General features: G+C 61.3%; 15 protein-coding genes and 4 pseudogenes. 6 read left to right on the top strand and 13 right to left on the bottom strand.

From position 1 onward, the window contains the following. Window positions 1-1,132: 1,132 nt before the first annotated feature. Window positions 1,133-5,767: a Ti-type conjugative transfer relaxase TraA gene (traA, locus tag AC1DUP_RS23830; protein WP_477834915.1), complete on the bottom strand. Its 4,635-nt coding sequence runs from the start codon at window positions 5,765-5,767 to the stop codon at window positions 1,133-1,135. A gap of 223 nt (window positions 5,768-5,990) precedes the next feature. Between traA and AC1DUP_RS23825 the strand changes: the two genes are divergently transcribed. The 3 genes from AC1DUP_RS23825 to traG are packed head-to-tail and all read left to right on the top strand — an operon-like array spanning window position 5,991 to window position 8,411. Beyond that, window positions 5,991-6,278 (top strand): TraC family protein, encoded by a 288-nt coding sequence (locus tag AC1DUP_RS23825; RefSeq protein ID WP_477834913.1) that lies wholly within the window; start codon window positions 5,991-5,993, stop codon window positions 6,276-6,278. After that, window positions 6,268-6,507 (top strand): conjugal transfer protein TraD, encoded by a 240-nt coding sequence (locus tag AC1DUP_RS23820; protein WP_477834911.1) that lies wholly within the window; start codon window positions 6,268-6,270, stop codon window positions 6,505-6,507. Before AC1DUP_RS23825 ends, AC1DUP_RS23820 begins: the two co-directional genes overlap by 11 nt. Beyond that, window positions 6,498-8,411 (top strand): Ti-type conjugative transfer system protein TraG, encoded by a 1,914-nt coding sequence (traG, locus tag AC1DUP_RS23815; RefSeq protein WP_477834909.1) that lies wholly within the window; start codon window positions 6,498-6,500, stop codon window positions 8,409-8,411. The genes AC1DUP_RS23820 and traG overlap by 10 nt, the downstream gene beginning before the upstream one ends. A 100-nt stretch (window positions 8,412-8,511) precedes the next feature. Here the strand turns inward: traG and AC1DUP_RS23810 are convergent, their stop codons facing one another. Together AC1DUP_RS23810 and AC1DUP_RS23805 are read right to left on the bottom strand one after the other, a co-directional pair. Further along, window positions 8,512-8,673 carry a hypothetical protein gene (locus AC1DUP_RS23810; protein WP_477834907.1) on the bottom strand — a complete coding sequence of 54 codons (162 nt, stop codon included), beginning with the start codon at window positions 8,671-8,673 and terminating at the stop codon, window positions 8,512-8,514. A gap of 325 nt (window positions 8,674-8,998) precedes the next feature. Continuing rightward, on the bottom strand, window positions 8,999-9,322 hold the full coding sequence (locus AC1DUP_RS23805) for a DUF736 family protein (protein ID WP_113297764.1): 324 nt from the start codon (window positions 9,320-9,322) through the stop codon (window positions 8,999-9,001). 528 nt (window positions 9,323-9,850) lie between these two features. On the opposite strand from AC1DUP_RS23805, the pseudogene AC1DUP_RS23800 reads away from it, so the two are divergent. Then, a pseudogene (locus AC1DUP_RS23800) lies at window positions 9,851-10,159 on the top strand (WGR domain-containing protein); the annotation flags it as partial. A gap of 57 nt (window positions 10,160-10,216) precedes the next feature. On the opposite strand, the pseudogene AC1DUP_RS23795 reads toward AC1DUP_RS23800, so the two are convergent. The 4 genes and pseudogenes from AC1DUP_RS23795 to AC1DUP_RS23780 form a co-directional block, all read right to left on the bottom strand. After that, window positions 10,217-10,294 (bottom strand): annotated as a pseudogene (locus tag AC1DUP_RS23795) (type II toxin-antitoxin system prevent-host-death family antitoxin); the annotation flags it as partial. A 54-nt stretch (window positions 10,295-10,348) separates the two neighbouring features. Further along, the gene (locus AC1DUP_RS23790) at window positions 10,349-11,290 is read right to left on the bottom strand and encodes a DUF2493 domain-containing protein (RefSeq protein WP_477834904.1); all 942 of its coding nucleotides are present in this window, start codon (window positions 11,288-11,290) and stop codon (window positions 10,349-10,351) included. Window positions 11,291-11,631: 341 nt separating this feature from the next. Further along, a pseudogene (locus AC1DUP_RS23785) lies at window positions 11,632-12,701 on the bottom strand (DUF7146 domain-containing protein). A 38-nt stretch (window positions 12,702-12,739) separates the two neighbouring features. Next, a complete protein-coding gene (locus tag AC1DUP_RS23780; protein WP_115038091.1) occupies window positions 12,740-13,027 on the bottom strand; it encodes a hypothetical protein in 288 nt (95 codons plus the stop codon). 365 nt (window positions 13,028-13,392) lie between these two features. On the opposite strand from AC1DUP_RS23780, the gene AC1DUP_RS23775 reads away from it, so the two are divergent. Then, window positions 13,393-14,583 (top strand): DUF1173 domain-containing protein, encoded by a 1,191-nt coding sequence (locus tag AC1DUP_RS23775; RefSeq protein ID WP_477834902.1) that lies wholly within the window; start codon window positions 13,393-13,395, stop codon window positions 14,581-14,583. Window positions 14,584-14,795: 212 nt separating this feature from the next. On the opposite strand, the pseudogene AC1DUP_RS23770 reads toward AC1DUP_RS23775, so the two are convergent. Then, window positions 14,796-14,987, bottom strand: a pseudogene (locus AC1DUP_RS23770) (hypothetical protein); the annotation flags it as partial. A gap of 397 nt (window positions 14,988-15,384) precedes the next feature. Between AC1DUP_RS23770 and AC1DUP_RS23765 the strand changes: the two are divergent. After that, complete coding sequence (locus AC1DUP_RS23765) at window positions 15,385-16,917, top strand: Fic family protein (protein ID WP_113310859.1); 1,533 nt, start codon at window positions 15,385-15,387, stop codon at window positions 16,915-16,917. A gap of 482 nt (window positions 16,918-17,399) precedes the next feature. Here the strand turns inward: AC1DUP_RS23765 and AC1DUP_RS23760 are convergent, their stop codons facing one another. From AC1DUP_RS23760 to AC1DUP_RS23740, 5 genes are all read right to left on the bottom strand, one after another. Beyond that, complete coding sequence (locus tag AC1DUP_RS23760) at window positions 17,400-18,590, bottom strand: DUF932 domain-containing protein (protein ID WP_477834900.1); 1,191 nt, start codon at window positions 18,588-18,590, stop codon at window positions 17,400-17,402. Between the two features lie 155 nt (window positions 18,591-18,745). Further along, window positions 18,746-19,168, bottom strand: a complete 423-nt coding sequence (locus AC1DUP_RS23755) for an antirestriction protein (RefSeq protein WP_113310857.1) — start codon at window positions 19,166-19,168, stop codon at window positions 18,746-18,748. Between the two features lie 267 nt (window positions 19,169-19,435). After that, window positions 19,436-21,589 carry a ParB/RepB/Spo0J family partition protein gene (locus AC1DUP_RS23750; RefSeq protein WP_115038093.1) on the bottom strand — a complete coding sequence of 718 codons (2,154 nt, stop codon included), beginning with the start codon at window positions 21,587-21,589 and terminating at the stop codon, window positions 19,436-19,438. 264 nt (window positions 21,590-21,853) lie between these two features. After that, window positions 21,854-22,018, bottom strand: coding sequence for a hypothetical protein (locus AC1DUP_RS23745; RefSeq protein ID WP_477834897.1), 165 nt, complete (start codon window positions 22,016-22,018; stop codon window positions 21,854-21,856). A gap of 483 nt (window positions 22,019-22,501) precedes the next feature. Further along, window positions 22,502-26,008: an AAA family ATPase gene (locus tag AC1DUP_RS23740; protein ID WP_477834895.1), complete on the bottom strand. Its 3,507-nt coding sequence runs from the start codon at window positions 26,006-26,008 to the stop codon at window positions 22,502-22,504. Between the last annotated feature and the right edge of the window lies 1 nt (window position 26,009).

The following is a 26,009-nucleotide window of genomic DNA, read 5'->3' as shown; positions in this document are numbered from 1 at the left end:
GGGTGCGCTACGAGATCGGGGTCCGTCAAAGAGATGGGCGCATCGTCGATCAGCGGCGCACTAGCCAACGGCAGTAACGCATTCATCCCGGCCACCACCAATGCTGGCTACGACAAAGCGCGCCTCGGCTAAGCGAGCGGGCTGTGGTGGTGGGAATCCTTGGGAGTACTCCCAAGATTAGCTTCCAAGGTACGCCGGGAAGACCAAGGATCATTTGCCCTATCGGGCAGCCCTTCCTTCGCAGATCGGCGGGTCGCACCGCTTTCCAGCTACGAGGAAGTGTTGTTCCGATCAGATCGTTGCCTTTCGGCTATTTTGGCTTTCGAACGACCTTGGCCGTGAAGCGCAGTGCACGTGAGCGGTTTTACCTTCCGCCTGCGCGGGGGAGCCAGAACTTCGGCGTTTAGCACAGTGGAAGCGCACGGTTTAACCTGACGCGCCTGGCGCCGTTGCTTGAGGACGTCCACGAACGGCTGGCCTGTCGTTATCGAGAACCTGGACTGGCTAGATTTCATAGACCGCTACGATCGGCCTGGCACGCTATCTATCTTGACCCACCCTACTTCGGCTGCGAGGGGACTACGGGAAGGCTCTGTTCTGCCGAGAGCATTCACAAAGATCGCTAACAGGCTGGCGCAGCTGAAAAGCCGCTTCGTGCTTTCCATCCGCGAGATATTCAGGGGCTTTGCCTTCGAGGGCGTGGACCTGAACTACACGATCGGCGCCATAGCAATGGGACGGCCGCTCGAGAGTTGATCATCATGCCGCGCTCGATCGACCCGTCTTGAAAAACGGGCCTCCTTGGACCCAGTTACCCCTCCTGCTTTTGGGTCTGAGGGACGCCTGGGGACATCCAGCAAGGAAAGGGCGGTTCTCTCCGGCACACCCGGGCCGGATCGCGCCTCGACCATGATCAGGACTCCGCCCAGCAGCGGGCTTCATCCTGAACGCGCGATCCCCACGCCCCGATGAGATCCCGCCGGCGCAGCGCTCCGCCGCTTGGGCGTCCGTATCCTCGAGTTCATTGATGCTGGTGTAACGATCGCACGCGCCTGGTTGAGGATCTCTATCGCGATCTCGGCGCGGACGACCGCATCGTAGGAGTACTTTTCCTTTCGCTTCCCCAAATTGCCTATCGGGTGAGACCGCGAGAACGATCGATGGCGCGCCGCTGGTATTCCGAAATGATCTCTTCATTGCTCTGCATCCGCACCGCCTGCTGCAGAACCTGTAACCGCCCCTGCATCGCTTCAAAGGTGCGGCGCTGTGCCGGCGACACGCGATTGGCGACATCCTGCTCGCCGCGCAGGATCGCGTTCCTGCCGAAACGCTCGTCGAGTGCCCAGCTGACGGCAGCGAACTCCTGTTGGATGCGCGGATCGAGTGTGCCGACGGTAACGTCGACTTTCGCCACCCTGTCCTTGTTCCTCTTCTTTTTCATGTCGGTCACCAGTTGTTTGAGCGCGTCCTCGGCTGGTGTCGACAGACCGGGAATGGCAACCGCCATACGTCGCCGCTCCTCAGTAACGGCCTGGATCTCCGTGTCGAGGGCAGTGATCCAGGACGCGCCGAGCGAGCACACGCGGCCGACCGCTTCCTGCACCGCCAGCAGTGCCTCCTTCCGTTCCCGCCCTGCGGCGAGCAGCTTGTTCATGATGCGATCGGAGCCCCGCAGCGCACCATAGGCGGCGGGATCATTGCTGACAGCCGCAGCGATCCGCTCGCCAGCAAAACCCTTGACGAGGAGTTCCTCAATCGTTGCGACCGCACCGGCGGGATCGCGCCAGATGCGCGTCGCTGTCTCGGCGAGCGCGGCGCGATAGTGACGATAGTGCAGGACCGCGGTTGCACGTGTTCGTGCCTCCTCGTCCACCGGCGTTTTGAACTCGGTCACGGCGGCAAGCATCGGCAACATGGACACCGCCTCCTTTCCGGCTTCGACGCTGGCGCCGGCAACGATCTTGCTGCGATCCTGCCGTTCGGCCAGATGCTGTTCCTCCGCAAAGCGCCTGATGACAGTGAACAGGCGGTCGAGCTTTTCGCCGCGCTCCGGAACGAGATCTTCCGGCATGCGTTCGGCCATGTTGCGCTCGGCAATCGCATCGGCCTTCGGGGCAAAGGCGCTCCAGCCGAAGCGTGCGGTCAAGGCATCGTTGACGGCTTTGACCTCCTGGACCAGCAGGCGGTCCTCGACGGCGCAGGCGAAGGCGGTCTTGTAGGCGTCGTCGCCACCGCGCTCGCGAATGGCCTCGATTTCGACAAGGCGCGCCATTGCCGACTTCGACAATGCCGGGATCGGCAAGGACATGTGGGCGCGGCGTTGCTCCTCGCGGATGCCGAACCGCTCTGCCTGCCGGCGGAACTCGGTAGCATGGGCACGCGCAAGCGGCAGCAACTCCGACAGGGCAGTTGTGGCCGCGTCGCGCTCGTCGCGAGCAACACGACCGTCGACCAGGAGATCGGAACCACGAAGGCGTCCGAGCCGATCAGGTGCGGCAGCCAGATCGTCAGCGAGCTTGCGGGGTTCGATCGCCGCGTCCGATGCCAGCGCGGTCAGGCCGACCAGCGCTTCATCCGGATTGCGATAGATCTTTTCGAGCACCGGACGCAGGATAGCTTCCCGTTCCTTCCACCGCTCCGAGGCGAGCTGTGCGCGACGCGCGTCCTCGTCGACGCTGCGGGCAAACATGATCGTGGGCGGGATCAGATATTTTCCGTCGACCGGGATTTCGGATGCGAGCCTTTCGTTCTGGATCTCATTGTAGGAAATGCGCCGCTCGCGCTCGATCGCAAGACCTAGCGCCACGCTCGCCCGCTCCCAGAGTTTCGCCACCTGCTCCTTCTTTTCCGCAATCCACGCCAGCCGCCCCGAAACACCCTCCTCCATCCCGGCCGCGACCGCGGCAAGCGTGTCGATACCGCGGCGCCGCGCGAAATCCTGCGCGTGCGCCCGGTAACCTTCCTCGCTCTCGAAATCGAGCGTCGTCGTCTTGGCACCGGATCGGCCAAGACGCTCAACAAGCTGTTTGAACAATTCCGGCCGATGGCTCTCGCGTTCGATCCGCTCCTGGCGGGTTTCTGCGGATTCGACCTGCCTGGCGGTCCAGACATTGCGATCAACCGTCCGTTCCTCGAAACTCTTTTCGCCCGTTTTCTCGTCGATGACTGGGACAGTCACCGTGACCCGTTCGACGCCATCCTTGCGCAACGTCACGGTGTCACCTTCCGACACGCCGCCCTCTTCGAGCGCCTTCGGCAGGCTGACACCCCAGAGGCGATGAACAGCGCCATCGTCGGTTTTGACATCCGCATAGGGGCTTTCGTCAGCGTCCTCGTCATTGGGGCGGAACTTCGCCAGCCCGGTTTCAACGAGCTCGCCGGTGACGCCAGCCGCATGATCGACACGCGGCTTGCGCCCCCATTCCGGCTTCGCCTCGAAGTCCTCCTTCGCCGCATAGAGGTCGGCGCGATCACGATGACGGGTCATCGACACATAGGTCAGATGCTGATCCATCATGCCGGTGGCAAGCACGAAAGTCCGGTCGACGGTAGACCCTTGAGACTTGTGGATGGTCGCCGCATAGCCGTGGTCGACATTGCGATAGCTGTCCTCGCTGATGACGACATCGCGGCCATTATCGAGACGCACGGAGAGCAATGCGTCGCCGCGTTTGTCGCCCGTGGCAACGACAGTGCCGAGCATGCCGTTCTTCACATATTGCGGACCGAAGCTCCTTGCCCGCGGTTCAACGAAGCGGGCATTCTCAAGAAAGATGATCCGGTCGCCGACGGCGAATTCCCGCGCGCCGCGTTCCGTCTGGAAAGAGCGGTTGTCCCCCAGCGCACCCTCTCTCGTCATCACCGATCGCAGCGCCTCGTTCAGCCGCTTCACGTCATCATTGGTGTGGGCGAGCACGAGAAGCTCATCACCGCGAAGACGGCCACCATTGTCTGCCGCGGCTGACTTCTGGACCGCCTGTTGACGCGCCTCCGTCCAGTCGTCGACAATCCGCCCGATGATTTCATCTCGCATCGCTGCCTCGGCGAGATGGCCGTGCTGTGCATAGGCATCGAGACCTTTCTCGACCTCGCCGCGGGCAAAGAGCCGCGAGGCATCGCGCGCCCATTCTTCGCGCTGGCGGCGCACGCCGGCAAGTTCCGCAAAGCCGATCCGCTCGGTGATCGCCCGGAACGCCGCACCCGCCTGGATCGGCTGAAGCTGCATCGCGTCACCGACCAGGACGACTTTCGCGTGGGCGTCCTCGGCGATTTTTAGCACGCGACCTATCTGCTGCGACGACACCATGCCGGCCTCGTCGATGACAAGCACATTGCCGCGTTCGAGCAACTCGCGGCCGCCGGCCCACGCCAGTTCCCAGGAGGCCAGTGTCCGGGACTTGATGCCGGAACTGTCTTCGAGCCCTTCGGCCGCCTTGCCGGCCAGCGCCGCACCGATTACCCGTCGGCCTTCCTTTTGCCAGGCGACGCGTGCCGCCGCGAGCAGGGTCGACTTGCCGGCGCCCGCAAGCCCGATGACGGCAGCGATGGCGGTATCGCCCGTGACATGCCTGACAGCATCGACCTGCTCCGGATCCAGCTGGAACGGCCTTTCCGGGTCCTGGGTCTCGACACTGCTGATTGCCTTGGACACACGCTCGCCGGCCACAATGAGCCCTCGGCGATCCGCAAGCACGCGCGCCGACTGCGCCATGTCATATTCGATGCGCAGGATGTCCCGCGTGGTGAATATCGCCGGCTCCGATATCCTCCCACTCTCGGCTTCGATCTGCTGCGGCTTCAGAAGCACCAGATCGTCCGAGGCCATGAGCCGTGCGCGGATATTGGCGAAGTCGACGGGATCGTCGACATAGCGATGCAGCGCCTTGGCGATATCGCGCTCATCGAAGGTGGAGCGTTCATTGGAAAGCTGCTTCAGCAGAAGCTCAGGATCGGCCAACAGGCGGTCGGCCATATCCTGCCGGCGGGCGAGAGCGGCCGGGGCGAAATACATCTCGATCCCCTTGCGGGCGAGCGCGGCCTTCTCTGGCCCAAGATGTTTCTGCGCGATGCCGTCGAGGCCCTGTTCGGCATAGGAGCGGCCATCGAGGCGGATCTCATGGCCGGCAAGCGCCAGATGGCGATTGGCTGTCTGCGCCCAGGCGATCTTCCAGGCTTTCATTGTCTCCTTGTCGCCGGCCCATAGCTTGTAGACGATCTTACCATTCGGACGATTTGGCGTGACGACCCGCAACGGCTCTCCATTCTGACCCAGGACAGACACCTTCTTCGGCCCGAACCCCTCCTCCGTCAGAGGTCTGAGCGTCGTCATCAGGTGGATGTGAGGATTGCCGTCCTTGTCATGGAACACCCAGTCGGCAACAATGCCCTTCGACGTCAGATTGTCCTGGACGAATTCCCGCACCAGCGCGATGTTTTCGGCTCGCGTCAGCTCCTCCGGCAGCGCAATGATCAGCTCCCGCGCGAGCTGTGCGTCGGCGCGCGTCTCGAAAGCATCGACCGCATTCCACAGGACCTCGCTGGCGCCGGCGACGGATTTTCCGTCGATCGCGCTCTTCAGCCAGACCGGTATACCCTCAGGAAGTGCCAGCTCCTCGTGCACGAGATCCGTTGCCCCACCCCTGTAGCTGAACGAGGTGCCGGACTGCTCGTCCATCATCCGGGCGCGATGGCGATAGGCGGCCGCCGAGACGATACTGCGTCCCGCTCCCCTGCTGATCACCTGCGCTCTGACGAACATGATCGCCACTGCCGTCTCCACATCGACCAAGCACGTCGCGACAGCGACGTATATTGCGCCCTCAAAACCGATCGGACCGAAGGGCCGATGCCGCCTTTCCGGAACACGGCCACGGCTAAGACTTCCGGCTGCGACGTTTTTAGGGTAATGCAAAATAGCTTATTTAACTACCGTATACTAGTTAGTATAATCGGCGTGTTGAGGTTATTTTTGCTAGAGGAAAAAATCGCCAATGGCCGCAAAGTCATCGATTTCTGATCTCAATGCCCAGATTGAAAAACTTCGGGAGCGCAGACGATTTCTGATAGTTAAATCCGCCGAGCGCTTTGCCAAAGCCGCCACGAAGTCGGGGCTGGCGGAGATGGAGATCTCAGACGATGAGGTGGATCGGATCTTCGAAGAGATCGCGGCGCGATTTCGCAGCCGAGAGAAGAAGGGGTCTGGTGGCGTACCTGCTCCGGCGCGTCGATCAACGGATAATGGGACTGGAACGCCGGAGGCGGTTTCAAATGACGGTTGACCGCAAACGGGAGGCGCGGGAAAAATTCCTGCTCGGCGGCATCGTCGTCAAAACAGGCCTGTCGATGGCCGACCGGGCGTTCCTGCTCGGCGGCCTGCTCGAACTGGCGAGAGTGGTAATGGGCTCGCCGGAGCATCGGCGGCTGCGCGATATCGGCGTAGAGGCGTTCAAGACGCCTTCCGCGAATGGCGAGACAGCGTGCATCAAGGAGATGGCGGAATGGCATTGAAGGGAAAAATGCATCCGAGCCTGGTGCTCGTCCTCGTGCCAATCGCTGTGACGGCGATCACCGTCTACATCGTCGGCTGGCGATGGTCGGGACTGGCTGCCGGCATGTCGGGCAAGGCCGAATATTGGTTTCTGCGTGCGGCGCCGATGCCCATGCTTTTGTTCGGGCCGCTCGCCGGACTGTTGGCGGTTTGGGCCTTACCGATGCACCGCCGCCGGCCGGTCGCCATGACAAGCCTGTTATGCTTTTTGGCTGTGGTCGGCTTCTACAGCCTCAGAGAGTATAGGCGGCTTGCTCCGTCTGTTCAGCGTGGCGTCGCAACCTGGAACTATGCTCTTTCCTATCTCGACATGGTTGTCGTGATAGGCGCGTTGTGCGGCTTCATGGCCGTGGCAGTCTCGGCCCGCACTTCCACAATCGTTCCTGAACAAGTCAAACGGGCGCGGCGTGCGACCTTCGGCGATGCGGACTGGCTTTCGATGTCAGCGGCCGGAAAACTGTTTCCACCGGATGGTGAGATCGTCGTCGGCGAGCGTTATCGCGTCGACAAGAAAATCGTCCATGATCTACCCTTCGATCCGAACGATAGTTCGACATGGGGGCAAGGTGGCAAGGCCCCGTTGCTCACCTATGGGCAGGATTTCGATTCCACCCACATGCTCTTCTTTGCCGGATCGGGCGGCTACAAGACCACCAGCAATGTCGTGCCGACGGCGCTACGCTATACCGGGCCGCTGATCTGCCTCGACCCCTCCACCGAGGTCGCGCCGATGGTAGTCGAACATCGCACCCGCGTGCTCGGCCGCGAGGTCATGGTGCTCGATCCGACGAACCCGATCATGGGGTTTAACGTGCTCGACGGGATCGAGACGTCGAAACAGAAAGAAGAAGACATCGTCGGTGTCGCCCACATGCTCTTGTCGGAAAGCATGCGCTTCGAAAGCTCGACCGGCTCTTACTTCCAGAGCCAGGCGCACAATCTGCTGACGGGGCTGCTCGCCCACGTCATGCTGTCACCGGACTATGCCGGAAGGCGAAACCTGCGCAGCCTGCGCCTGATCGTTTCCGAGCCCGAGCCGTCGGTACTGGCGATGCTGCGCGACATTCAGGAGAATTCCGCGTCCGCCTTTATCCGCGAAACCTTGGGTGTGTTCACGAACATGACCGAACAGACGTTCTCCGGCGTCTATTCGACCGCGTCGAAGGATACGCAATGGCTCTCGCTCGACAGCTATGCGGCACTGGTCTGCGGCAATGCCTTCAAGTCCAGCGACATCGTCAGCGGGAGGAAGGACGTTTTTCTGAATATCCCGGCATCGATCCTGCGGTCTTATCCCGGCATCGGCCGGGTCATCATCGGCGCCCTGATCAATGCGATGATCCAAGCCGATGGCGGGTTCAGGCGCCGGGCGCTTTTCATGCTCGATGAGGGCGACCTGCTCGGCTACATGCGGGTTCTCGAAGAGGCGCGCGATCGCGGTCGCAAGTACGGGATTTCGATGATGCTCATGTACCAGTCGGTCGGGCAGTTGGAGCGGCACTTCGGAAGGGACGGCGCGACCTCATGGATCGACGGCTGCGCCTTCGCCTCCTATGCGGCAATCAAGGCGCTCGACACCGCCCGAAACGTGTCGGCGCAGTGCGGCGAGATGACGGTCGAGGTGAAGGGAAGCTCACGCAACATCGGTTGGGATGCGAAGAACGGCGCATCGCGCAAGTCGGAGAACGTCAACTTCCAACGGCGACCACTGATCATGCCGCATGAGATCACCCAATCGATGCGCAAGGACGAGCAGATCATCATCGTGCAGGGGCATAGCCCAATCCGCTGCGGGCGTGCGATCTACTTCCGGCGGAAAGACATGGATGGGGCAGCGAGGCCCAACCGCTTTGTAAGGAATTAACGATAGGCATCAAGCACCAGAAAGACTGCACAGGAGAAGACAGGGTCGACGGAATGATATCCGGTCGGTCTGGCTCGCCCTCGATGAGAAAAGAGCTGCCTCATGGCAGCTCCTGTTCCTTGGCATGCTCGGTAAGCTCGGCCCGAAGCGCTTCCATCTGCACCTCGATCTCCAGGCGCTCTTCCGTGGTCTGCGCCTCCTTCGCTTCACGGCGAAGTTCCTCGATGGTGCAGGCAATGTTGAAGTAGTGTTCGTTCGTCATCGTCGTCATCTCCTGGTTGACGTGAAAGATGACGCTGGCGGTCGTGAGGATCGGGACGGGTCAAGGTTCGCGGAACGCGACCGGCGGAGCCGGCGCGCGGAGGAACCGATTTTGCCGGAGTGGCGTGAAACGCAGCGGAGGCAAAATTGGAGGGGCCGCGTGACCTTGATGCGGCCCGATCCTCACGGCAGACTTTGCAAATCTGAGCAGACAGCCCACGTCTCGTATGGCACCGGAACAAGAACAGGCGGTGGGTCTAGCCCGCCGCCTGTTCTGATCATCGAAAGGGAAAGCCGGCCCCGGGGATCGGAGCCGGCTGCTTGGATCAGGCCGGATTGTTCCAGAGGATGACCTTCCGGTTCGGGTCGCCGCCGGGAGCCGGAGCGACGTTGCCGAAGATGACGCCGATCTCGGGCGCCTCCAGCTTCACCGAGAGGTATTCCTCGCCGGTCTGGCGAGCGATGCGGTTCCAGCCGGCACCGATCTCGAAGCCGGTGCGGCGATGGATGATGCGGTAGTCGGGGGCTTCCTCGCTTGCCTTGTTGGCATTGGGGATGAGCGCGATGGGGGCGTTCACCCGGATCGTCGCGAACACGCCTTCGAGGGTGCCGTCAGTCTTGGTGGTCAGGGTTGCGATCGTGGTGGCCATGGGACTTTCTCCTTCGGTTGCTCGGGACCATTCCCGATGGCGCCCGAAGAAGGGGCCGTGCCGCAGGCGTCACCGGAGCGAAGCGGAGGGGAACCCCTTGCGGGTTGACGCTGATAGCGGCCGGTCCCTTAGAAAGGCGACACAAGAGAACGGGAATGGTCCCGAACCGCGGCCGAAACGGAAGAACCACTCATGGCCATCCGATTGCCACCCGGCGCCGCGAGTACCTGCAACCGGCAGCTGGCACGATCCGTGTAACGTCGCCTTCGCTGGTCTCCGCCAACGGGCGAGCGCTGCACCCGACCGGCGTCATCCTCCAAAGACCTACCATGCCGAATTGCCGCTGAAGCCGCTTCGTCCGCATCCCTCTGCGAGCATGTTTTGAAGACCGGAAACCACTGCTTCTGTGCGGTTCCTTCGATAACGCGTGCCGTTGTCGGAGGCAGTTGGCCTGCGAACAGTGAGCTGCTTCGGACGAACCCGCACGATGCAGGCTGTCACGATCCCCGAGACCGGCCTTCCCTTTCGATGATCACGGCAGGCAGCGACCACAAGGTCGCCGCTGGCTTGAGGCGGAGAGGCGAGCGTGGATCGATCACAGACATGAATCGATCCAGCGCGGCCGATTCAGGAAAGTCGTTGGACGACCAAATGGCACGAAGCCATGATCCAGCCATGGACGCACAAACCGAGATCACACTACTCTACCGAATTGACCCGACACGGAACATGGCCCGCTTCTATCGGCTCTCGATCCAGCCGACGCTGTTCGGCAGCAGTTCTCTGGTGCGCAACTGCTGCCGGATCGGAACAAGGGGTCGGCAGATGATCGAGTTCTATGATAAGCCTGAGGAGGCGGCAGCCGCTTCCCGGCACATGGTTCTCCGCAAACTCAACGACCGGTTCGCGGGCAGCGGCGTCGGTGACGTCGCCCACCTGCTTGTTGAAATCGCCTATTGTGAACTGCCTCATAACCTTGCTCCTTCATCCATCTCCATAATATCCAGATTTGCAAGAAAACAGCGCTCACGCGCCGTCTCCTTTGAGTTCCCAGACATTGATGCCCAATCGACGGGCCTTGTCGCGAAGGTTGTCGGTAATGCCGGAACCGGGGAAGATGATGACGCCTGATGGCATAACCGAAAGCATCTCGTCGTTGCGCCGGAATGGAGCGCCCTTGGCGTGCCTGTTCCAGTCGGGCTTGAAGACGATCTGAGTGACCTTCCGGGCTTCCGCCCAGCAGGCGGCGATGCGTTCGGCGCCTTTCGGCGAGCCGCCGTGCAGCAGGATCATGTCCGCGTGCTTGGCATGGACCTTGTCGAGGGCGGCCCAGATCCTGTCGTGATCGTTGTAGTCCATGCCGCCGCCGAAGGCGATCTTGGTACCAGCCGGGATCAACACTGTGTTTTCGGCGTGCCGGCGGGCAGAGAGGAAATCTCTGGAGGCGATCATCGCCGCGGTCATGTTGGCGTGGTTGACCTTGGAGCCAGTGCGCGGCCGCCATGCCGAGCCGGTCTGAGCCTCGAAGAGATCGGCTGCATAGTCGCGCATGAACTCGAAGGCGTTGCGGCGCTCGAGGAGCGTGATGCCTTCGGCGACATAGCGTTCAAGCTCAACGCTTTTCACCTCGGAACCGTCCTGCTCGCGCTGACCCGTGCGCTGAGCATCCTCGTTGCGCTGAAGCTCGCGCTGGATGCGCTCGCCGGCGCGGTGGAAGAGGTTGACCGTCGACCAGAGCAGGTCTTCGAGATCGGGCTCCAGCCGCGTATCGCCGAGCATCTCGAACATGGCGGAAAACATCGCGGTCAGCGCCGACTGCACGACCGGCTCCTCGGGCAGTGGTCGCGGGTCCGGCTCGTCCTGAAACGGACGGTGGCCGTAGATCTGCATCTCGTAGATGAAGCGGTCGGTGGGCGAAGACGCGTGATGGGGTTCGAAAGTGTCGTCGATGGGAAGCGTCAGGTTCATGATGATCTCCGTCGGTTTGGGCCACGCCTCTCGCGGCCTGACGGCGATCCCTGTCCAGGCGGCGGGCGGGCCGGAACCGCGAGCGTAGCGAAGTGGCCCAGCGTGAGCGCCGGGCGGCTGAGGGCGGGTTTCTTGGGCCGCGAGGAGCGCCGGCTCCCGCATCGGCCGAAAAGCGGGAACCGATTTTCGCAGCAGCCGATGAGGAGCAAAAGGCCGGCGCGGGGAAGAAACCTGACCGACCCGCTGAAGGCCCGACAACCGCCTGGTAAGGGTCGCCTCTCGGCAGGCCCGCAGGCGCGCGCCTCACCGGAACCGAGATCGTCATGGCACCAGCGCTCCCACTACGGCGCCTCCGCACCCGTCCTCCATTCACGCCCGCCACACGCGGGCAGGAGGGCCTGCGCGTCTTCGGGCGCGAGCTGGGCGCGGAGATTTGCAAGGAGCCGGTCAGGGCCAAGCCGGCGTAGATCCTCGTTGAAATCGCCAAGTTCCGGGGTCAAGACGAGCGGCAGGATGCCGAGCACCTGCGCACGGCGGCTCAATCCCTCAATGCCGTGCCGGCCGGCCGCATCGGCGTCGGCGGCGACGTAAAGGCGCAGGCACCCGGTTGGCGGCCGGAAGGCGGCAAGGTGATTGGCCGTCAGCGCCGAGACCATCGGCATACCGGGCATCACGTGTGAGAGGGACAGGATGCTTTCGAGCCCCTCGCCTGCGGCCATTACCGGAACGGAAGCATGGACGGGAAAGCGAAAGCACACGGCATTACCCAGCAGCCCGCCGAGCGCGCGGCGGGGATCGTCGACCTTCGCCTTTCCCTCGCCATCTGGGTCGAGCCAGGTGCGATGCACGCCGGTGATCGTGCCGGCGTGATCGGTCACGGCGGCGATTAGCGCCGGGTAGGTGCTAGTGCTGCCGCTGACGAGATCCCGGTAGTAACAAGACGGGTGGAAGCGAAGCGCGGAATGCAGCGGCGCGCGCAGAATGCAGCGCTGGCGCAGATAGCTGTCGGCCAGCGTGCCGGAGAGCGGCAGCGTCATGCGGAACAGGCGTCTTGCGCGTTCCGCCGCCGGTCTGTCGATGGACTGGTCGGTCAGAGTATCGCCCTTTTCGGGCGACGCCGGATTGGGTTCGCAAAGGAAGCGACGCGCTTCCTCCGCGACGTCCCGGAAATCGACCAGTCCACAGGTCTCGCGCACCAGATCGAGCAGGTCACCGTATTGAGCCGTCGCAGCGTCCGTCCACCGGCCCCTGCGAGGGCCGGTGAGATGGACATAAGCGACTTGCCCTTGCTGTTGACGACGTCACCAACGATCCAGTAATTGCCGGCCTTACGGCCGGCGGAGAGGTAATGACGGCAGACCGCCTCCGCATGATGCGCGAGACGATCCGCCAGTTCAGACGCGGACAGCATGGCGGTCAACCTCGGCCGGTGACATCGATGATGCGATGTCATTCGATGAGGCGCGCCAGCGCCGCCTGCCCGTCATCTGACGCCAGGACGAACAACCGGACCTTCCAGGCAACCATCTCGGAGAACAGGCCGAGGGATCGCAGCCTGTCGCGCATACCGTCGCTGAAGCCGACGAGCCCGATCCGATAGTCGTTCATCACCCGGACGCACAACGCGTCAGGGAGCTGCATCGGCTGGTTGCCGTCCATGCGCTCGATGGTCAATAGGTGCGACTGCGCCCCGGTGAGCGGATGGGTATAGACCAGCCGTCGGTTCTTCACCGTCATGCGGCCGCCTGCAACTGCGCACTGTAGGGTATCGAAGTTGGCCGCGTCATACTGGGTATTGGCATTCTATCCTCCTGGAACGGGAAAAGCCCGGCTTGCGCAGGGCAAAAGGACGATCAATTCGCGCCATCGGTACGAACCCTGCGGCTGGCGCCCCGAAAGATTCCCCTCCGGCCCGGCCCGCTCCTCGCCAATCTCTCACTCTCCGCCGCGGGGCTCCAATGTGTCTCCTTCATCGCCTTGCGCAGGCGGAAGCCACATCCCTAGGCAGGCCTCACCCACATCGCGACATTTTACTGACGAATTTCCGATAGTAAAACGCGTCATGGCCGTGTAGCTTCGCCGAAGGAACGGAGAGAACAGAGGTGCGAACATTCAAGATTGGCGATCGGGTGATCGAGGAATCCTCGCCCGATTTGCGGGGTTTCCTCTCGCATGCCTACGAGCAGCGGCTGCGTCCGGTGTGCATGTGCAGGGAGCCGCCAGCGCCAATGTATATAGCGCGGGTCGAAGACCTGTATCTCATCAAGCGGATGCCGCTATCGGGACGGGGTCATGATCCTGCCTGCCACTCCTATGAGCCCCCCTACGAGCTTTCCGGCCTTGGGGCACTGGTCGGGAACGCGATCCAGATCGATGCGAACGGCAAGGCCAACCTGAAACTGGACTTTTCGCTAACCAAGCGCGGGCCTCGTGCCACCCCCAGAACACCGGCGGAATCGTCTGAACACAGCATTCGCAGCGAGCCGAGGAATTTGTCGCTACGGGCGATGCTGCACTATCTCTGGGAAGCGGGTGAACTGACCGAATGGCGTTCGACTTGGTCGGGCAAACGTGGCTGGGGTCGGGTGCGGTCAAGCCTTTGCAATGCGGCCGCTCAAATGACGGCAAGAGGCGCGATCTTGAGCGAAATGCTCTTCGTGCCGGAAGTGTTTCATGCCGACGACAAGGATGGGATCGCCGTCCGGCGCGCTGCGGCGCTCAAGGGCGTACAGGCGACCGGCTCCGGTCCACGCAAGCTGATGATGATCGTGGCCGAGGTAAAGGAGTTCTCCGCGGCACGCGAGGGCCAAAGGATCGTCGTGCGGCATATGCCCTTTCCACTGATGATCGAGGAGAGCGCATGGCGACGGCTCGCCGCGCGCCATGAGGCAGAGCTCGAACTGTGGCGCTCGAACGAGGTGTTCCATCTGATTGTCATCGCCACCTTTGGCATTTCGGCCGCCGGCATTGCGGGAGTCGAAGAGGTCGCGCTGATGGTGGTCAACGAGCAATGGCTGCCGTTCGAGGATATTCACGAGCTGCGGCTTCTGGAAAAGCTGAGCCACCTCAAGCGAAAGAGCGTCAAAGGATTGCGTTTCAATCTGCCGCGCGACGCGCCGATCGTGTCGGTGACATTGCCGGAACAGAAACCCGCTCCCATCGCGATGTTCATCGTGCCGGCGAGCGCCGGAGACGACTATGAGCAAGCCCTTGCGGACATGATCGAGGCGCGGCCCGAGATTACACCTTGGGTCTGGCGGGTGGCCGAAGGCGAAATCCCCCGCCTGCCTTGATCCGCAAATGCGCGGAATTTTGTAGCAATTGCCACCAACGACCGCTTGCGGCACCCTTTGCGGTCATTGGCCGACGGGCGCGCGGTCGTCGATGAATGCGGGGCGCGCACTGCACATTGCCGCTCTCGGCGGATATCGTTGAAAACTCGGCGGATTATTCGCTCGTCGCACTGTGCGGACGTCTTTTCGTGAGTAGCTATCGGTTATTGACCCTACGCCCAGCGCAAGGTGTTGAGCCATGCCGCTATGACGGGGTGCGGCGACCTTTGGGGCCTGAGTTTCGCCAGCATCCTGAGGTTTTGAGCGACTGCTGCAAGCAGGAATTCGTCGCGCGCACCGCATGGTCCTCTCAGCCTCAGACGGGCCATTCGTAGAATGCGTTTGAGGTGAGCAAAGAGCATCTGGGGCGTGGCAGGAATGATAGTGGCGGAAGGGAGAGGTAGGGCGCGTCTTTTCTTTGAGAATTCTCGTTTGCGGGTACCTACGGTGCACAAAGAGACAGTTTTTCAAAGAGGCGCGTCCCTCTTCGCAAGGGCTTCAGAGGGTCAGGCTCTAGGCTCTGCCCCGAGCTTCTGCTCCGCTGGGAGGCTACGCCGAAAGGGTGACGATCCTTCGCGCAGAACTAGCTATAGAAACACTATCAAAGTTATAATTTCATTGTGACATTTTCGATTATCGCATAAAAAACTTGTTGTCTCACGACTTAAAAAACTTGCAAATACACATCATCATTGACTTATCACGTATCAGCACTATATACTTGTAAATACACAACGCTGAAAACTTGCAAAGGCACGGCCCATGGCAAAGCCCCATGAAAAACTCGCGGAATCACTGGCCGTCCTCAAAGCGCTGCAGGGCGGCGGGCGGCGCATATTCAAGTCAGATGAACTGACCCGGGTCCACCGGGAGCGGCTGCTGCAGAACGGGTTCCTGCGCGATGTCATCAAGGGCTGGCTCATGTCGACCGGCCCGCAGGCACAGCAGCAGGACACCACCCCTTGGTATGCGAGCTTCTGGAAGTTCTGCTCCCTTTACTGCAATGATCGGTTTGGCAAGGACTGGTTCCTGTCACCGGAGCAGTCGCTGCTTCTGCACGCGGAAGCGCCCACTATTCCGCCTCAGGTGGTGGTGAACACCCCAAAAGGCACGAACAACAAAATCGACCTGCTGTTCGGCACTTCGCTCTATGACCTCAAGGTCAAGGAGATGCCAGCCGAACTGACAGAGAAAAACGGCCAGCGTGTGTTCACTGTCGAGGCCGCCCTTATTCGAGTGCCGGAAGCGTTCTTTCAGCGCGCGCCTATCGAGATGCAGGTCGCCATGGCGTCCGTGCGCGACGTATCAACCGTGCTGGCCCTGCTGCTTGATGGTGGCCATTCTACCGTGGCGGGACGGCTTGCGGGCGCCTTCCGCCGCGTCGGGCGCGATGCTTTTGCCGATGAAATCCTGGCGGCCTTCAAAGCGACCGGGTACGACGTTCGCGAGTCAGACCCCTTCGCCGGGCAGACGGGCGTGACAACCATTGCAGCAGGAGTACCCCCGCTGGCGGCCCGCCTGCGCGCGATATGGGAATCGCAGCGCGAAGCCGTGATTGAGATATTCCCGAAAGCGCCGGGGTTGCCGGCGGACAAAGACGCCTACATGAAGTTCGTCGAGGATATCTATCAGAACGATGCCTACCATTCGCTCTCGATAGAAGGGTACAGCGTCACCCCGGAACTCATTGACCGGGTGCGCGAGGGGAGCTGGAATCCGGAGATCGATGAAGAGGACCGCAAGAACCGGGATGCACTCGCCGCGCGTGGCTACTACCTCGCATTCCAAAAGGTCAAAGATTCAGTTGCCGCGATCATCAACGGCAAGCCGGCCGGCACGTTGACGCGGGACACTCACCGGGAGTGGTACCGGGAGCTGTTCGCGCCATCAGTGACGGCCGGCATCCTCAAGGCCAGCGCGCTTGCGGGATATCGCAACCACCCTGTGTACCTGCGCGGCTCGCAGCACGTGCCGCCGCGTACCGAAGCGGTGGCCGATGGCATGAATGGGCTGTTCGACCTACTGGAAGCAGAGAATGAGGCGTCAGTGCGTGCGGTGCTGGGGCATTGGCTTGTAGGCTATGTCCACCCCTATCCCGATGGCAACGGGCGAATGGCGCGGTTCCTCATGAACGCGATGCTGGCGTCGGGCGGCTATCCCTGGACCGTCGTCAGAGTCGATGACAGGAAGGCCTATCTCGCAGGGCTGGAGGAGGCGAGCGGCAATATGAATGTGAAAACGTTTGCCGCGTTTCTCGCCGCGCGCGTGCAGTGGTCCATGGAGAAGGCGGCGTGAAGCCCGGGGGTGTCACATGTTTAATTTGCTTGTCTCCGGCAACGGCGAGCGGTGGGAAACGCCGCCGTTTGCTCCATATGCCGGAAATGCGCCGATTGGCAGGGCGTTGACAGAACGGAGCGAATAAGAGCACCTCGACCTTTTCAAGCTCTGTGCAGTGGATTGCTATGACATGAGAAGAAACCGTTCGCTGTGGAGATCAAGAACCGGCATCACCTGTCCCGGCTAGAACCGTCAATCTGGGAAAAGGTTGATCTGAAAGCGGCCGGCGACCAAGTCGCCGCCGAACAGGCGATCGGAGAGGATGATTCCCCGACGCCTGCTCGGCGTTGAAGCGGTGGCGGAAAAGAGCGGCGCCGACATCAGCGCTTGATCACGTCATACACCGGCTTCAGAACCACCCATCCATCCATGTAGAAATGTCGCTTCGCCTTGCGGCGCGCGATATAAGCCTCCTGCTTCGCATGCGGCCGAGCCGGCAGTCAGGCGGCGCTTTCGAGCAGTCTCTTCGCTTTGCCTTCGAGTTCGAGCCGCGTGTCTTGATGCGACTTTCCCCGTGCCAGCGCAGTGATACCCTGAACAAAATCAAAAATGCTCTCGGGCGGCCTCCCCTCCTCGCTGAGAACAGTCTCGATGATCTTGCCGGTTTCGGCCTTCGAGAAACCGCGCTTACGCAGGAACTCCAAGCGATCGTCTTCGTTTCGAGCGACGATGCGCTCACGGGCGGCACGAATGCCGGCGACGAACGGCCCGGGCGAGGACTTGGCGAAATTCGTCAACGCCGGCGCCGCTTCGTGGGCGAAACGCTGGCTCGCGAATTTTGAGTGGCGGATGGTGATTTCTTCGAAATTCTCGGTCCCCCAGAGATTCCTGTTGGCGCACACTGCTCGCAGGTAAAAGCTTGCAATTCCTAGAGTTTTCGAACCAACTTCTGAGTTCCAGGCATAGAATCCGCGGAAATACAAATCAGGTTCGCCATTCGCCAATCGACCGGCTTCGATCGGATGGGTGTCATCGCAAAGAAAGACGAAGACGTCGCGATCGCTGGCGTAGAGCGTCGTCGTGTCCTTCGCGATGTCGACGAAGGGATTGTGGGTCATCGCAGACCAGTCGAGCAGGCCCGGAACTTTCCAGATCGTGTCGCCTGTGCCGTTCCCGGCAATGTTCATGATCGCGGCGATCAAATCCCTATCCCAGATGCGACCATATTCCGGACCGGTCACCGCCCGCAGTTCAAGGCGGCCGTCGTCCATCTCGAGCGTTTTGACCATTTCGGCGTTATGATTGAGGAGCCCGTGCTGGAGATTAATCGCCGCCAGCGGCGCGGGCAGCTGGCGCATATAGCTCGCAGGTGCGCCAACCAGGCTGCAGAGCTGACCGTAGCTCCAGTGCGTCGGTGCCAACGGCTCGCGCTCGCCGGGAACGACCAAGGACAAGCGTTCGGCATTGTCGCGGGTTGCCTCGACGCGGATTTCGGCGGCCCCGACCGTGCGGACGCGAGCGCGTTCCGTTCTCGCGCTGACTGCGCAATGAAGATCGGAAAGCGACAGATAGCGCTCGTCGTCAGGACGCGAAAACCATTCCGACGAAACACGGCTGATGCGTTCGCCGCGGGAAATATCGACCTTGAATCCAGACGATGCCGGTGGCGGGTAGGAAATCACGGTGTTCATGATGAAGTCTCCTGAAACGAAAGAGCCCGGCTGACCGCTCTTGCTACAACCGAGCTGGTGAGGTGGATGATGGATTGCGGCTGTAAGACCTGGCCGACAGGGCAATCCGGGCTGGACAAACAAGCGCGCCGGCGGAGGGCGACGCAGGGCACTGGTCAATCGATCGCCTGGAAGATCTCCGCGGCTTCGGGGTGGTCAGCCGAATAGGAGTAAAGGCGGCCATAACCTTCCGAGAGATGCTCGGATTGATGCTGGAAGGAGAGATGCGAGAAGGCAAAAAGCGTGGCGATAATCCCGGCAGCTTCCGCCGAGACTTCCCCCTGAAACCCGGTGATTTCGCCGGTGATCCTGAAACGCGATTTGGATCTCGGAGCCAGAAACAGCGGCTTGCCCTCACGCTCGTAGAAATCCCAGAACCCGCCGCCATAGTCGAGAGGGCTGAGCTGCTCCATGAGGCTGTAGACCGCGTTCTCGCCGATGATCAGGAGCGAGCGCCCGAAGAGGGTTGGCAGGAATTCCAGGCGGCGCTCGTCGGGGACGATGGAAGCAGTTTGGGGTGTGACTTCGGATATCGACATCGATCTTTCTCCAGAGAGGCAACAGAGTTGAGGCCGAGCAGCTCTCTCTCCACCGACCGGCTCGCCCTTCTCCCCGGCCCGGCTCTCCCTTTTTGGCTGGCCGCATCCGTCCCCCTGCCGGCCGCGCAGGAAGATTGATGCGGACGGCGGGTCGTCGCCCTGTTGGCAGGTTTAGGTCGTTGCAATTGCATAGGCAGGCGTCACTCTGCTCCTGAAAACGGAGAAGCCCGGCGCAGCGGCCGGGCTTCGCGAGCGAGGGTGGGGTGGCTATTCGGCGGCCTCGAGATGTTCGTCTTCGTCCCCGATCGGGTCGGTGACCGTTTCCTCAGCTTCCCCAGCTTCCGTCAGGAAGGCTGGCAGATCGACCGCGGCGACTTCGGCGATATTGTCATCGACAATGGCGTCGATCGCCGCCGCATCGACCTTTGCCTCTGCGGGGAGTTGATCCATTGGAAGCCGCAGCACTTTGGGGAGCCATCCGCTCCCTTCCAGAAGCCGGGCGGCTTCGCGCGCCATGTCGGGCTTCTTCAGATGATCGATGAGTTGCGCCGACTGCTCGCCCTTCGCCTCGCGGACCGGCTGCAGGATATGCGCCTTGGTCACGCGGCCGAGATAGTTGTCCACCGTCGGCGTCCAGCCGGCCGCGACCATGCCGAAGCCGAGCGAATGGGCAAGCTGCCTGGCGTGGACATTTTCCTTGGCGCGCCGGTTCCACGCCTGCACGGTTGTGTTCACCGACAGCGAGACGCAATGGGCAAACATCGCCATACGGCTATCCTGGTCGAGCGCCGTCAGATAGTTCCAGACCTCGTCGGCGTTGCCGGGAAGATCATAGCCCCAGGATTCCTGCCGCTGTTCGATCTCCTTTGCCCAGACCGTGTCGCCGAGCCCCTGCGTCTGGCCGAACGCAGTGTGCTGGAGCGTGATCTCAAGGCACGAGTCAGCCCCGTATCTGTAGAAGATTTTCAGGACCGCGACATGCAGGGCGGCGATGAAGACCATCACGGGATCGTTCGCCAGCGCATTGCGCAGCGCAACGGTGCGGGCGGCCGTTAGATCTTCGATGACGCGGTCGGAGAGCGGACGAAACCTATCGTCGTCCTCCTCCGGTTCTTCGACGCCGACAGGCTTGCCGTTGATCGAGATGGCGCCGTTTACCGAGACCGCAACGGCGTCATTGTCGCTTTGACCATCACCGGCGCCGTCACCGATATCACTGCTTTCCGGCTCGGCGACGGGTTCGTCTTCGGGCCGCACGAAACCACGTTCGATCTGCAGTTCACCGTTGGCGGCGAGCGAGACGAAGGCGCCGCCGCGGGCAACGTCTTCCGGATCGAAGACGTAGGGCCGGTCGTTGATGGCGTCCAGCTCGCTACCGAGCTCCTCCAGCCGCATCTCGGTTTCCTCGGAGTGCTCCTCCGCCTCGGCGTATTCTGCGTCGAGCCTGTCGTATTCCGCCTTCAATGCACCATGCCGCGCAAGCTCTTCCTCGCTATAGTCGGCGCGTTCGCCGTAGAACCGGCGAAGACCGGAGGTATGGCCATAGGGGAAATCGAACGCCGCATCGACCCACTTCCAGCCCTCTTCGGCTTTCAATGCTTCGGCCTCAATGGTCAGCTTTTCGAGCGTGAGCTGTTCGAGCAGCGCCGGATTCTGCAGCCATCCGCTATTGTCCTGTTCGAACAGGTCGCGCATGACGACCCCGCCGGCTGCCTCATAGACGTCAATACCGATGTAGACCGCTCGGCGGTCGGAAGCTCGGACTGCGGTTTCGGTCAACATCCGGCGGATATAGTAGGCATCCTGATTGTGCGACCGCGAGATCGTGTCCCAGACCTGCTCCTGTCGAACGTGATCATTGCTGATCGAGAACGCCATGACTTGCCCGAGCTTCATCTCGTTGTTGGCGTAGAGCTCGAGGAGACGCGGCGAGACCGAAGCCAGCCGCAGGCGCTGCTTGACCGTTGCGACCGACATATGGAAGCGGGCGGCGATCTCTGCCTCGTCGAGCCCCTGTTCGCGGAGCGTCATGATGGCCCGAAACTCGTCCAGCGGATGAAGATCCACGCGCATGACGTTCTCGGCAAGCGAATCCTCCACTTCGAGGGTGTCGCCCTTGCTTACGATGCAGGGAATGGCCGCCGTCTTCGACAGTTTCTTCTGTGCGACCAGCAGCTCCAGCGCGCGATAGCGGCGACCGCCCGCCGGAATACGATAGATGCCGGTCTCATTGCCGTGGCCATCGACTTCGGCGCGCACGTTCAGGCTGGTCAGCAGCCCGCGAAGGGCTATGTCCTCGGCAAGTTCCTCGATCGAAACGCCCGCCTTGGTCTTGCGCACGTTCTGTTGGCTGAGAACGAGCTTATTGAAAGGGATGTCCCGTCCGGCATTGAGCGTGATTTTCTGAATGGGCTGTGCCATATCGTTTGTCCGTGGCGGGCTTGCCAGAGCCTCTCTCCGACAACCTCAACCCGCCACGAACACCCCTCCCCCTCTCCCTCCAGCCACACCCACCGCTCTTACCGTTTGCGACCGGCATTGCCATGACCCTTGAGTCCGGTGTGCCAGAAGCAGCCGTGGGGACGCATGAACCCCTGATAGTACTCGCTCGCCATCATTTCCTCTTGAGTCATGATGTCGGTGTCCATAAGAAGGCGCGGTTCGGAAAATCTCCGGTTTCGTTGCTCACTCAGCAGGTACGGGGTTCTTGGCGCCCCAGCCTTCCTCGATATAAACGTGCATTTTCGGAATGGCGGAGTCGTTTCCAATCCATCGGAAATCGCGGTCAGGCGAAACACTCATCAGCACGGCGTCATGCGCGTAGCTGCGGCGCGCCAACTGATCCAGCAAGCCCCGCCCCTTCCAGAGTTCGGGCACACGACAGCTGCTTCGTATATCGATGCGATGAAGTCGTGATCCAGTGCCGCCTCCGTCGGCGACAACAACACAGCGAATAAAGCGCAGAATGGATCGAGCCAACCAAAGTTCTAGTCAGATGAAGGTAGCCAGCGCGAAGCCGGCGCGCACTACCATCGCCGCGATCGTCGCCGCTTTTGTCCTGGATGAACGGCTGACGGCCATGCAGTGGACGTCGATCGGACTGGATGCGCGATGTCGACAAAAACACCAGGGGAAGACCGTTAGCCGCATTTCCGTCCCCAAGATGGCGACACTATTCGAAACGGCATAGAGCATCGTGGTCAACGTGCGAGCTGACAGCGCTCATCTCACGCCAGCCCCTCGACCAGGATTTGCACAGGCCGGAGAATGCGGAGTTGTTGGACCTTCTGACGACGGATCCCTAAACGGAGGCGGCTTGTGTCAAAGGACCGGCTACTCCGCCGCAATCCCGCCAAGCCTCGATGCCGACTGGATCGTCGCCAGATCGTGCAGCCGGACACCTGGGTAAACCTTTCTGGCGATATCGATCAAATGCTGATGATGGGTAAGGTAGATCACTTGCCCGTGCCCGGCCATCTCTGAAAACAATCGGAAGGCCTCCTCGGCGCGGAAGTCATCGAATGTTTCCATGATGTCGTCTGCGATGAAAGGAATGGGAGCACGGTTGGCCACGAACTCGTGATACCCGGCCACCCGCAGCGCAAGATAGAGCTGGAAGCGCGCGCCCTTGGATAGTTCGTCGGCGGCCTTCGAACCTCCGCTCGCAGATATCGCGATCAGGATTTCGCCATCCTTACCGGGTTGCGCGGCGACACCTGTGTAGGCTCCGCGGCTGATGATCCGGAAAGCCTCCGAGGCTCTTGTCATCATCCCACTTCGATGGCGGTCCCTGTAGAGCCTCAATGCTTGCTCGGCAGCGGTTATCCCCGCGCGAAGCTCTAGGTAACGACCGGCTCGCTCCTCGATCTCCAGCAAAATGGTGCGTCGCTGCTCTTCGATTTCCGCGACGACGGAGTCCCCTCCGATCGCATCGAGTGCCTTCTGCATAGTGGACCGCTCATGGAAGACGTCGTGACATTTTCTGTCCTGGTCTTCCAGGATTGGTGTCAACAGTGCGAGTTGACCTTCCAAGTCCTCTCTATCCGCCGATGCGAGCCGTTCCTCGACGTCGCCGATGTCGTTCGCAACACTGATCTCGACCAGTTCCTGTTCCAGCTCGGCTGTGGAATTCCGCAGCGCCTGCCGTTTCGACGACAGCTCAATGAAGGTTTCGACTTCGTCCAGGGTGGTGCAGCCGAAGAACGCTGTCATCTTCCCTATCTGGATACCGAGTACGTCCTTGCCGACCAGAATTGCACGCTCTTCCTGGTGCTTCTTATCGCGATCACGCGCGAGCTTTTCGCGCTGCTCCTGGCTTCGCTCGGCCGCCTTGACCCTGTCTGAGATCATCCGGGTAAGCTCGGTGAGGGAGGCGGATTTCTGGATTTCCAGTCTATCGCACAGCTCGAAGACCGCAGCTTCGAACAGGGCGCTATCCTTCTCCATTTTCTGGATTCGATCGACCAAGCCGTCTCTGGCTTCGATCGCGGACGCGAGCTTCTCGAGAACGTGGAGGATTCCGTTGACTGCATCGACCTTCGGAAATGCGGATGCCTCCCCCAGCCAGCAACCGCTGCACAGTTCGGACCAGCTTGAGTCCCATTCGTGCGCGGCTTTCAGTGCATCGTTCATCGCGCGTCTGCGAGCGACGCTATCTTCTTTCAGTCGCTCCAGACGGTCTGCTTGATCCATGGCTAGGTAGAAGGCATCCAGTCCTTCCTCGGCGACGGCAAACAGCGTTGCAAGATCGGCGTCGCTGCTGACCGTCAGTCCTGCTCCCTTGACGGCGGCAAGCAACTGTTTCTTCGATTGGTGAGCCCTATCCTGAATATCTGCGACTTCTTGATCGATGGCCGACATGTCGTCCCGGGCTCTCACCGCGACGGTTCTCCTGCGCAGCCATTCTTCCAGCTCTGTCGGATCAATGCCGAAATCGGCGCTGGAAGAAATCGACGCGAACGTTGCGGACATCTCGCTTCCGAGCTCCGAAAGTGAACGTGCGGCCTGTTCAATGCGCTCGTGGGCTGCTTCGATATCAGAACCCGCGGAAGCTCGGGTCAGCATCAACTGCGCCAACTTGCTGGCTTCCGCGAAGTGCAGAAGCCGCTGCGAAACGAGTTGATCGTCGGCTCTCATGGCATGTTCGAAAGCGTCAGCCGATTGTGCGTCCATGATCTGGCGATGCGAAATCCATGCCTTCTCACGAGCGGCCCGGCTCGCCGCGACCGAAGGTTCATCGATCTCCCCTGCCCGCGCGCGCAGGACGTTGATCTCCGCGTCCATCCGCTTAGCGTGCGGCTCCAGCCGCGCGAGTTCGGAGCGCGCCGTCTTCGACCGGTCCCGGTCCTCCCTGTATCGTGTTTTCCAATCGTCCAGCTTTGCGCCCGACGGTAGACTCATGGCCGCGAGGTCGGCCGGATTACCGCGCCAAGGGGCAAGCTGCGCCAGGCTTTCCGCCAATACGACATTCGCGTTTTCGCGTCGCCGCATCAGGGAACGGAGCGCAACCTCGTCGTCAGATTTCGGCAGCGCTTTGACTGTCACGGAAAGAATCTCGAACGCCTTGATCCGCGCCGGAGAACGGAATTCCTCGAAGCGGGAGATGTTTTCGTCTTCCTCCTGAAGTGCGCGCTCAGCTCGGGTAAGTTCTTCTGCGGCAGAGGTCCGGCGAGCGTCGATACCCGATTTGGAGCTTATGAGCGCTCTAAACTTGCCAACGGTGGCTGCATCCAGGACGAGCCGCGCTGGCATTTTTTCGTTGGTTTTGCCAAGCTGCAGGAGAAGGGTTTCGACTGAGAGCTCCGCAACCCGACCACGAAGCTTTGGGATGTCGGCCTGTGCCGTAAGATATCTTGGCTCCAGCGTTTTCGTAAGATCTCCGACGCGCGCCGCAAGGCCGAGAGCAAGGGCGTCATCAGTGATCTCGCCGATCTCGTATTCGATCTCCGCGACGGTGCGGGCAACCTCGTCCAGCTTGACGCGGATTTCGATTTCGTCCTTGCGGATCACCGGGAGCTCGAGCTTCCACGATCCCGGTGGATCGGACACGGACTCAAGGGCGTCGAGCTGTCCTCGAAGCCCGGTAATCCTCCGCATCGTCGGAAGCGCACGAAGGATACGGTTGATCTCGTCAGCTCGCCGCTGGGTGTTCGCGCGCTCGACTAATGCCTGATCGTAGAGTCCGTCCAGGCGATGCAGTTCAGCCAACCTTTTACGATACTCGGTGGCCTGGAGGTCGAGAGCCTCGCGTTTATGCTTCAGCTCAGTCAATCGTGCCTTGAGATCGCTCAGTTGGCTACTGCGTCCACGAAATTTGTAAAAGCTATCCGCATCGCCGCGGATCGCCACGAGTTGACGGCTGAGATCGGAAAGGCCCGCGCTGGCAGAGAAAAGCAGTTCGCCGAGATCGCCCTTGCTTGCAAGGATGTTCTCGCCACCTTTTTCGAGCGTAATGTCGTCCAGCGAGAACATCGTCGAGAACGCTTCGCGGTCGATCCCGCCAAGGTCGGCCCTTATCTCCGTGTCGGCCAGACTGCGTTCCTCGCGATCGAGCAGGCTGTTCTGCGGCCGTTTGATGCGAACGAAGTCTCTGTCCTGACCTGCCACGTGAACGTTCGCCCCTATACGCATGGTATTGTAGGGATGCAGGAACCCGTATTTCGTCGTATTGCCGATCCCGAAGATCAGGTCGAGGATCGCATCGAACGTGGTTGATTTCCCCGCCTCGTTCGGACCGTAGATGACGTGGAGGTCGGGCGATCCGACCCGACACGATCCGAAATCGATGACGGCGTCGGTGAACTTGCCATAACGCGTGAGGTCGAGGCGATTGATGCGCACA

This window comes from Rhizobium sp. 01L419, from assembly GCF_056400025.1.
Note: the sequence above shows the minus strand (reverse complement) of the source record. Positions and strands in the feature narration are given on the sequence as shown.

What these genes read in the sequence shown, in the direction of transcription:
- AC1DUP_RS23825 (WP_477834913.1), top strand. Translation starts at nt 5,991, where the DNA reads ATGGCCGCAAAGTCATCGATTTCTGATCTCAATGCCCAGATTGAAAAA.
- AC1DUP_RS23820 (WP_477834911.1), top strand. Translation starts at nt 6,268, where the DNA reads ATGACGGTTGACCGCAAACGGGAGGCGCGGGAAAAATTCCTGCTCGGC.
- traG (WP_477834909.1), top strand. Translation starts at nt 6,498, where the DNA reads ATGGCATTGAAGGGAAAAATGCATCCGAGCCTGGTGCTCGTCCTCGTG.
- AC1DUP_RS23810 (WP_477834907.1), bottom strand. Translation starts at nt 8,673, where the DNA reads ATGACGAACGAACACTACTTCAACATTGCCTGCACCATCGAGGAACTT.
- AC1DUP_RS23805 (WP_113297764.1), bottom strand. Translation starts at nt 9,322, where the DNA reads ATGGCCACCACGATCGCAACCCTGACCACCAAGACTGACGGCACCCTC.
- AC1DUP_RS23790 (WP_477834904.1), bottom strand. Translation starts at nt 11,290, where the DNA reads ATGAACCTGACGCTTCCCATCGACGACACTTTCGAACCCCATCACGCG.
- AC1DUP_RS23780 (WP_115038091.1), bottom strand. Translation starts at nt 13,027, where the DNA reads ATGACGGTGAAGAACCGACGGCTGGTCTATACCCATCCGCTCACCGGG.
- AC1DUP_RS23765 (WP_113310859.1), top strand. Translation starts at nt 15,385, where the DNA reads ATGGCAAAGCCCCATGAAAAACTCGCGGAATCACTGGCCGTCCTCAAA.
- AC1DUP_RS23760 (WP_477834900.1), bottom strand. Translation starts at nt 18,590, where the DNA reads ATGAACACCGTGATTTCCTACCCGCCACCGGCATCGTCTGGATTCAAG.
- AC1DUP_RS23755 (WP_113310857.1), bottom strand. Translation starts at nt 19,168, where the DNA reads ATGTCGATATCCGAAGTCACACCCCAAACTGCTTCCATCGTCCCCGAC.
- AC1DUP_RS23750 (WP_115038093.1), bottom strand. Translation starts at nt 21,589, where the DNA reads ATGGCACAGCCCATTCAGAAAATCACGCTCAATGCCGGACGGGACATC.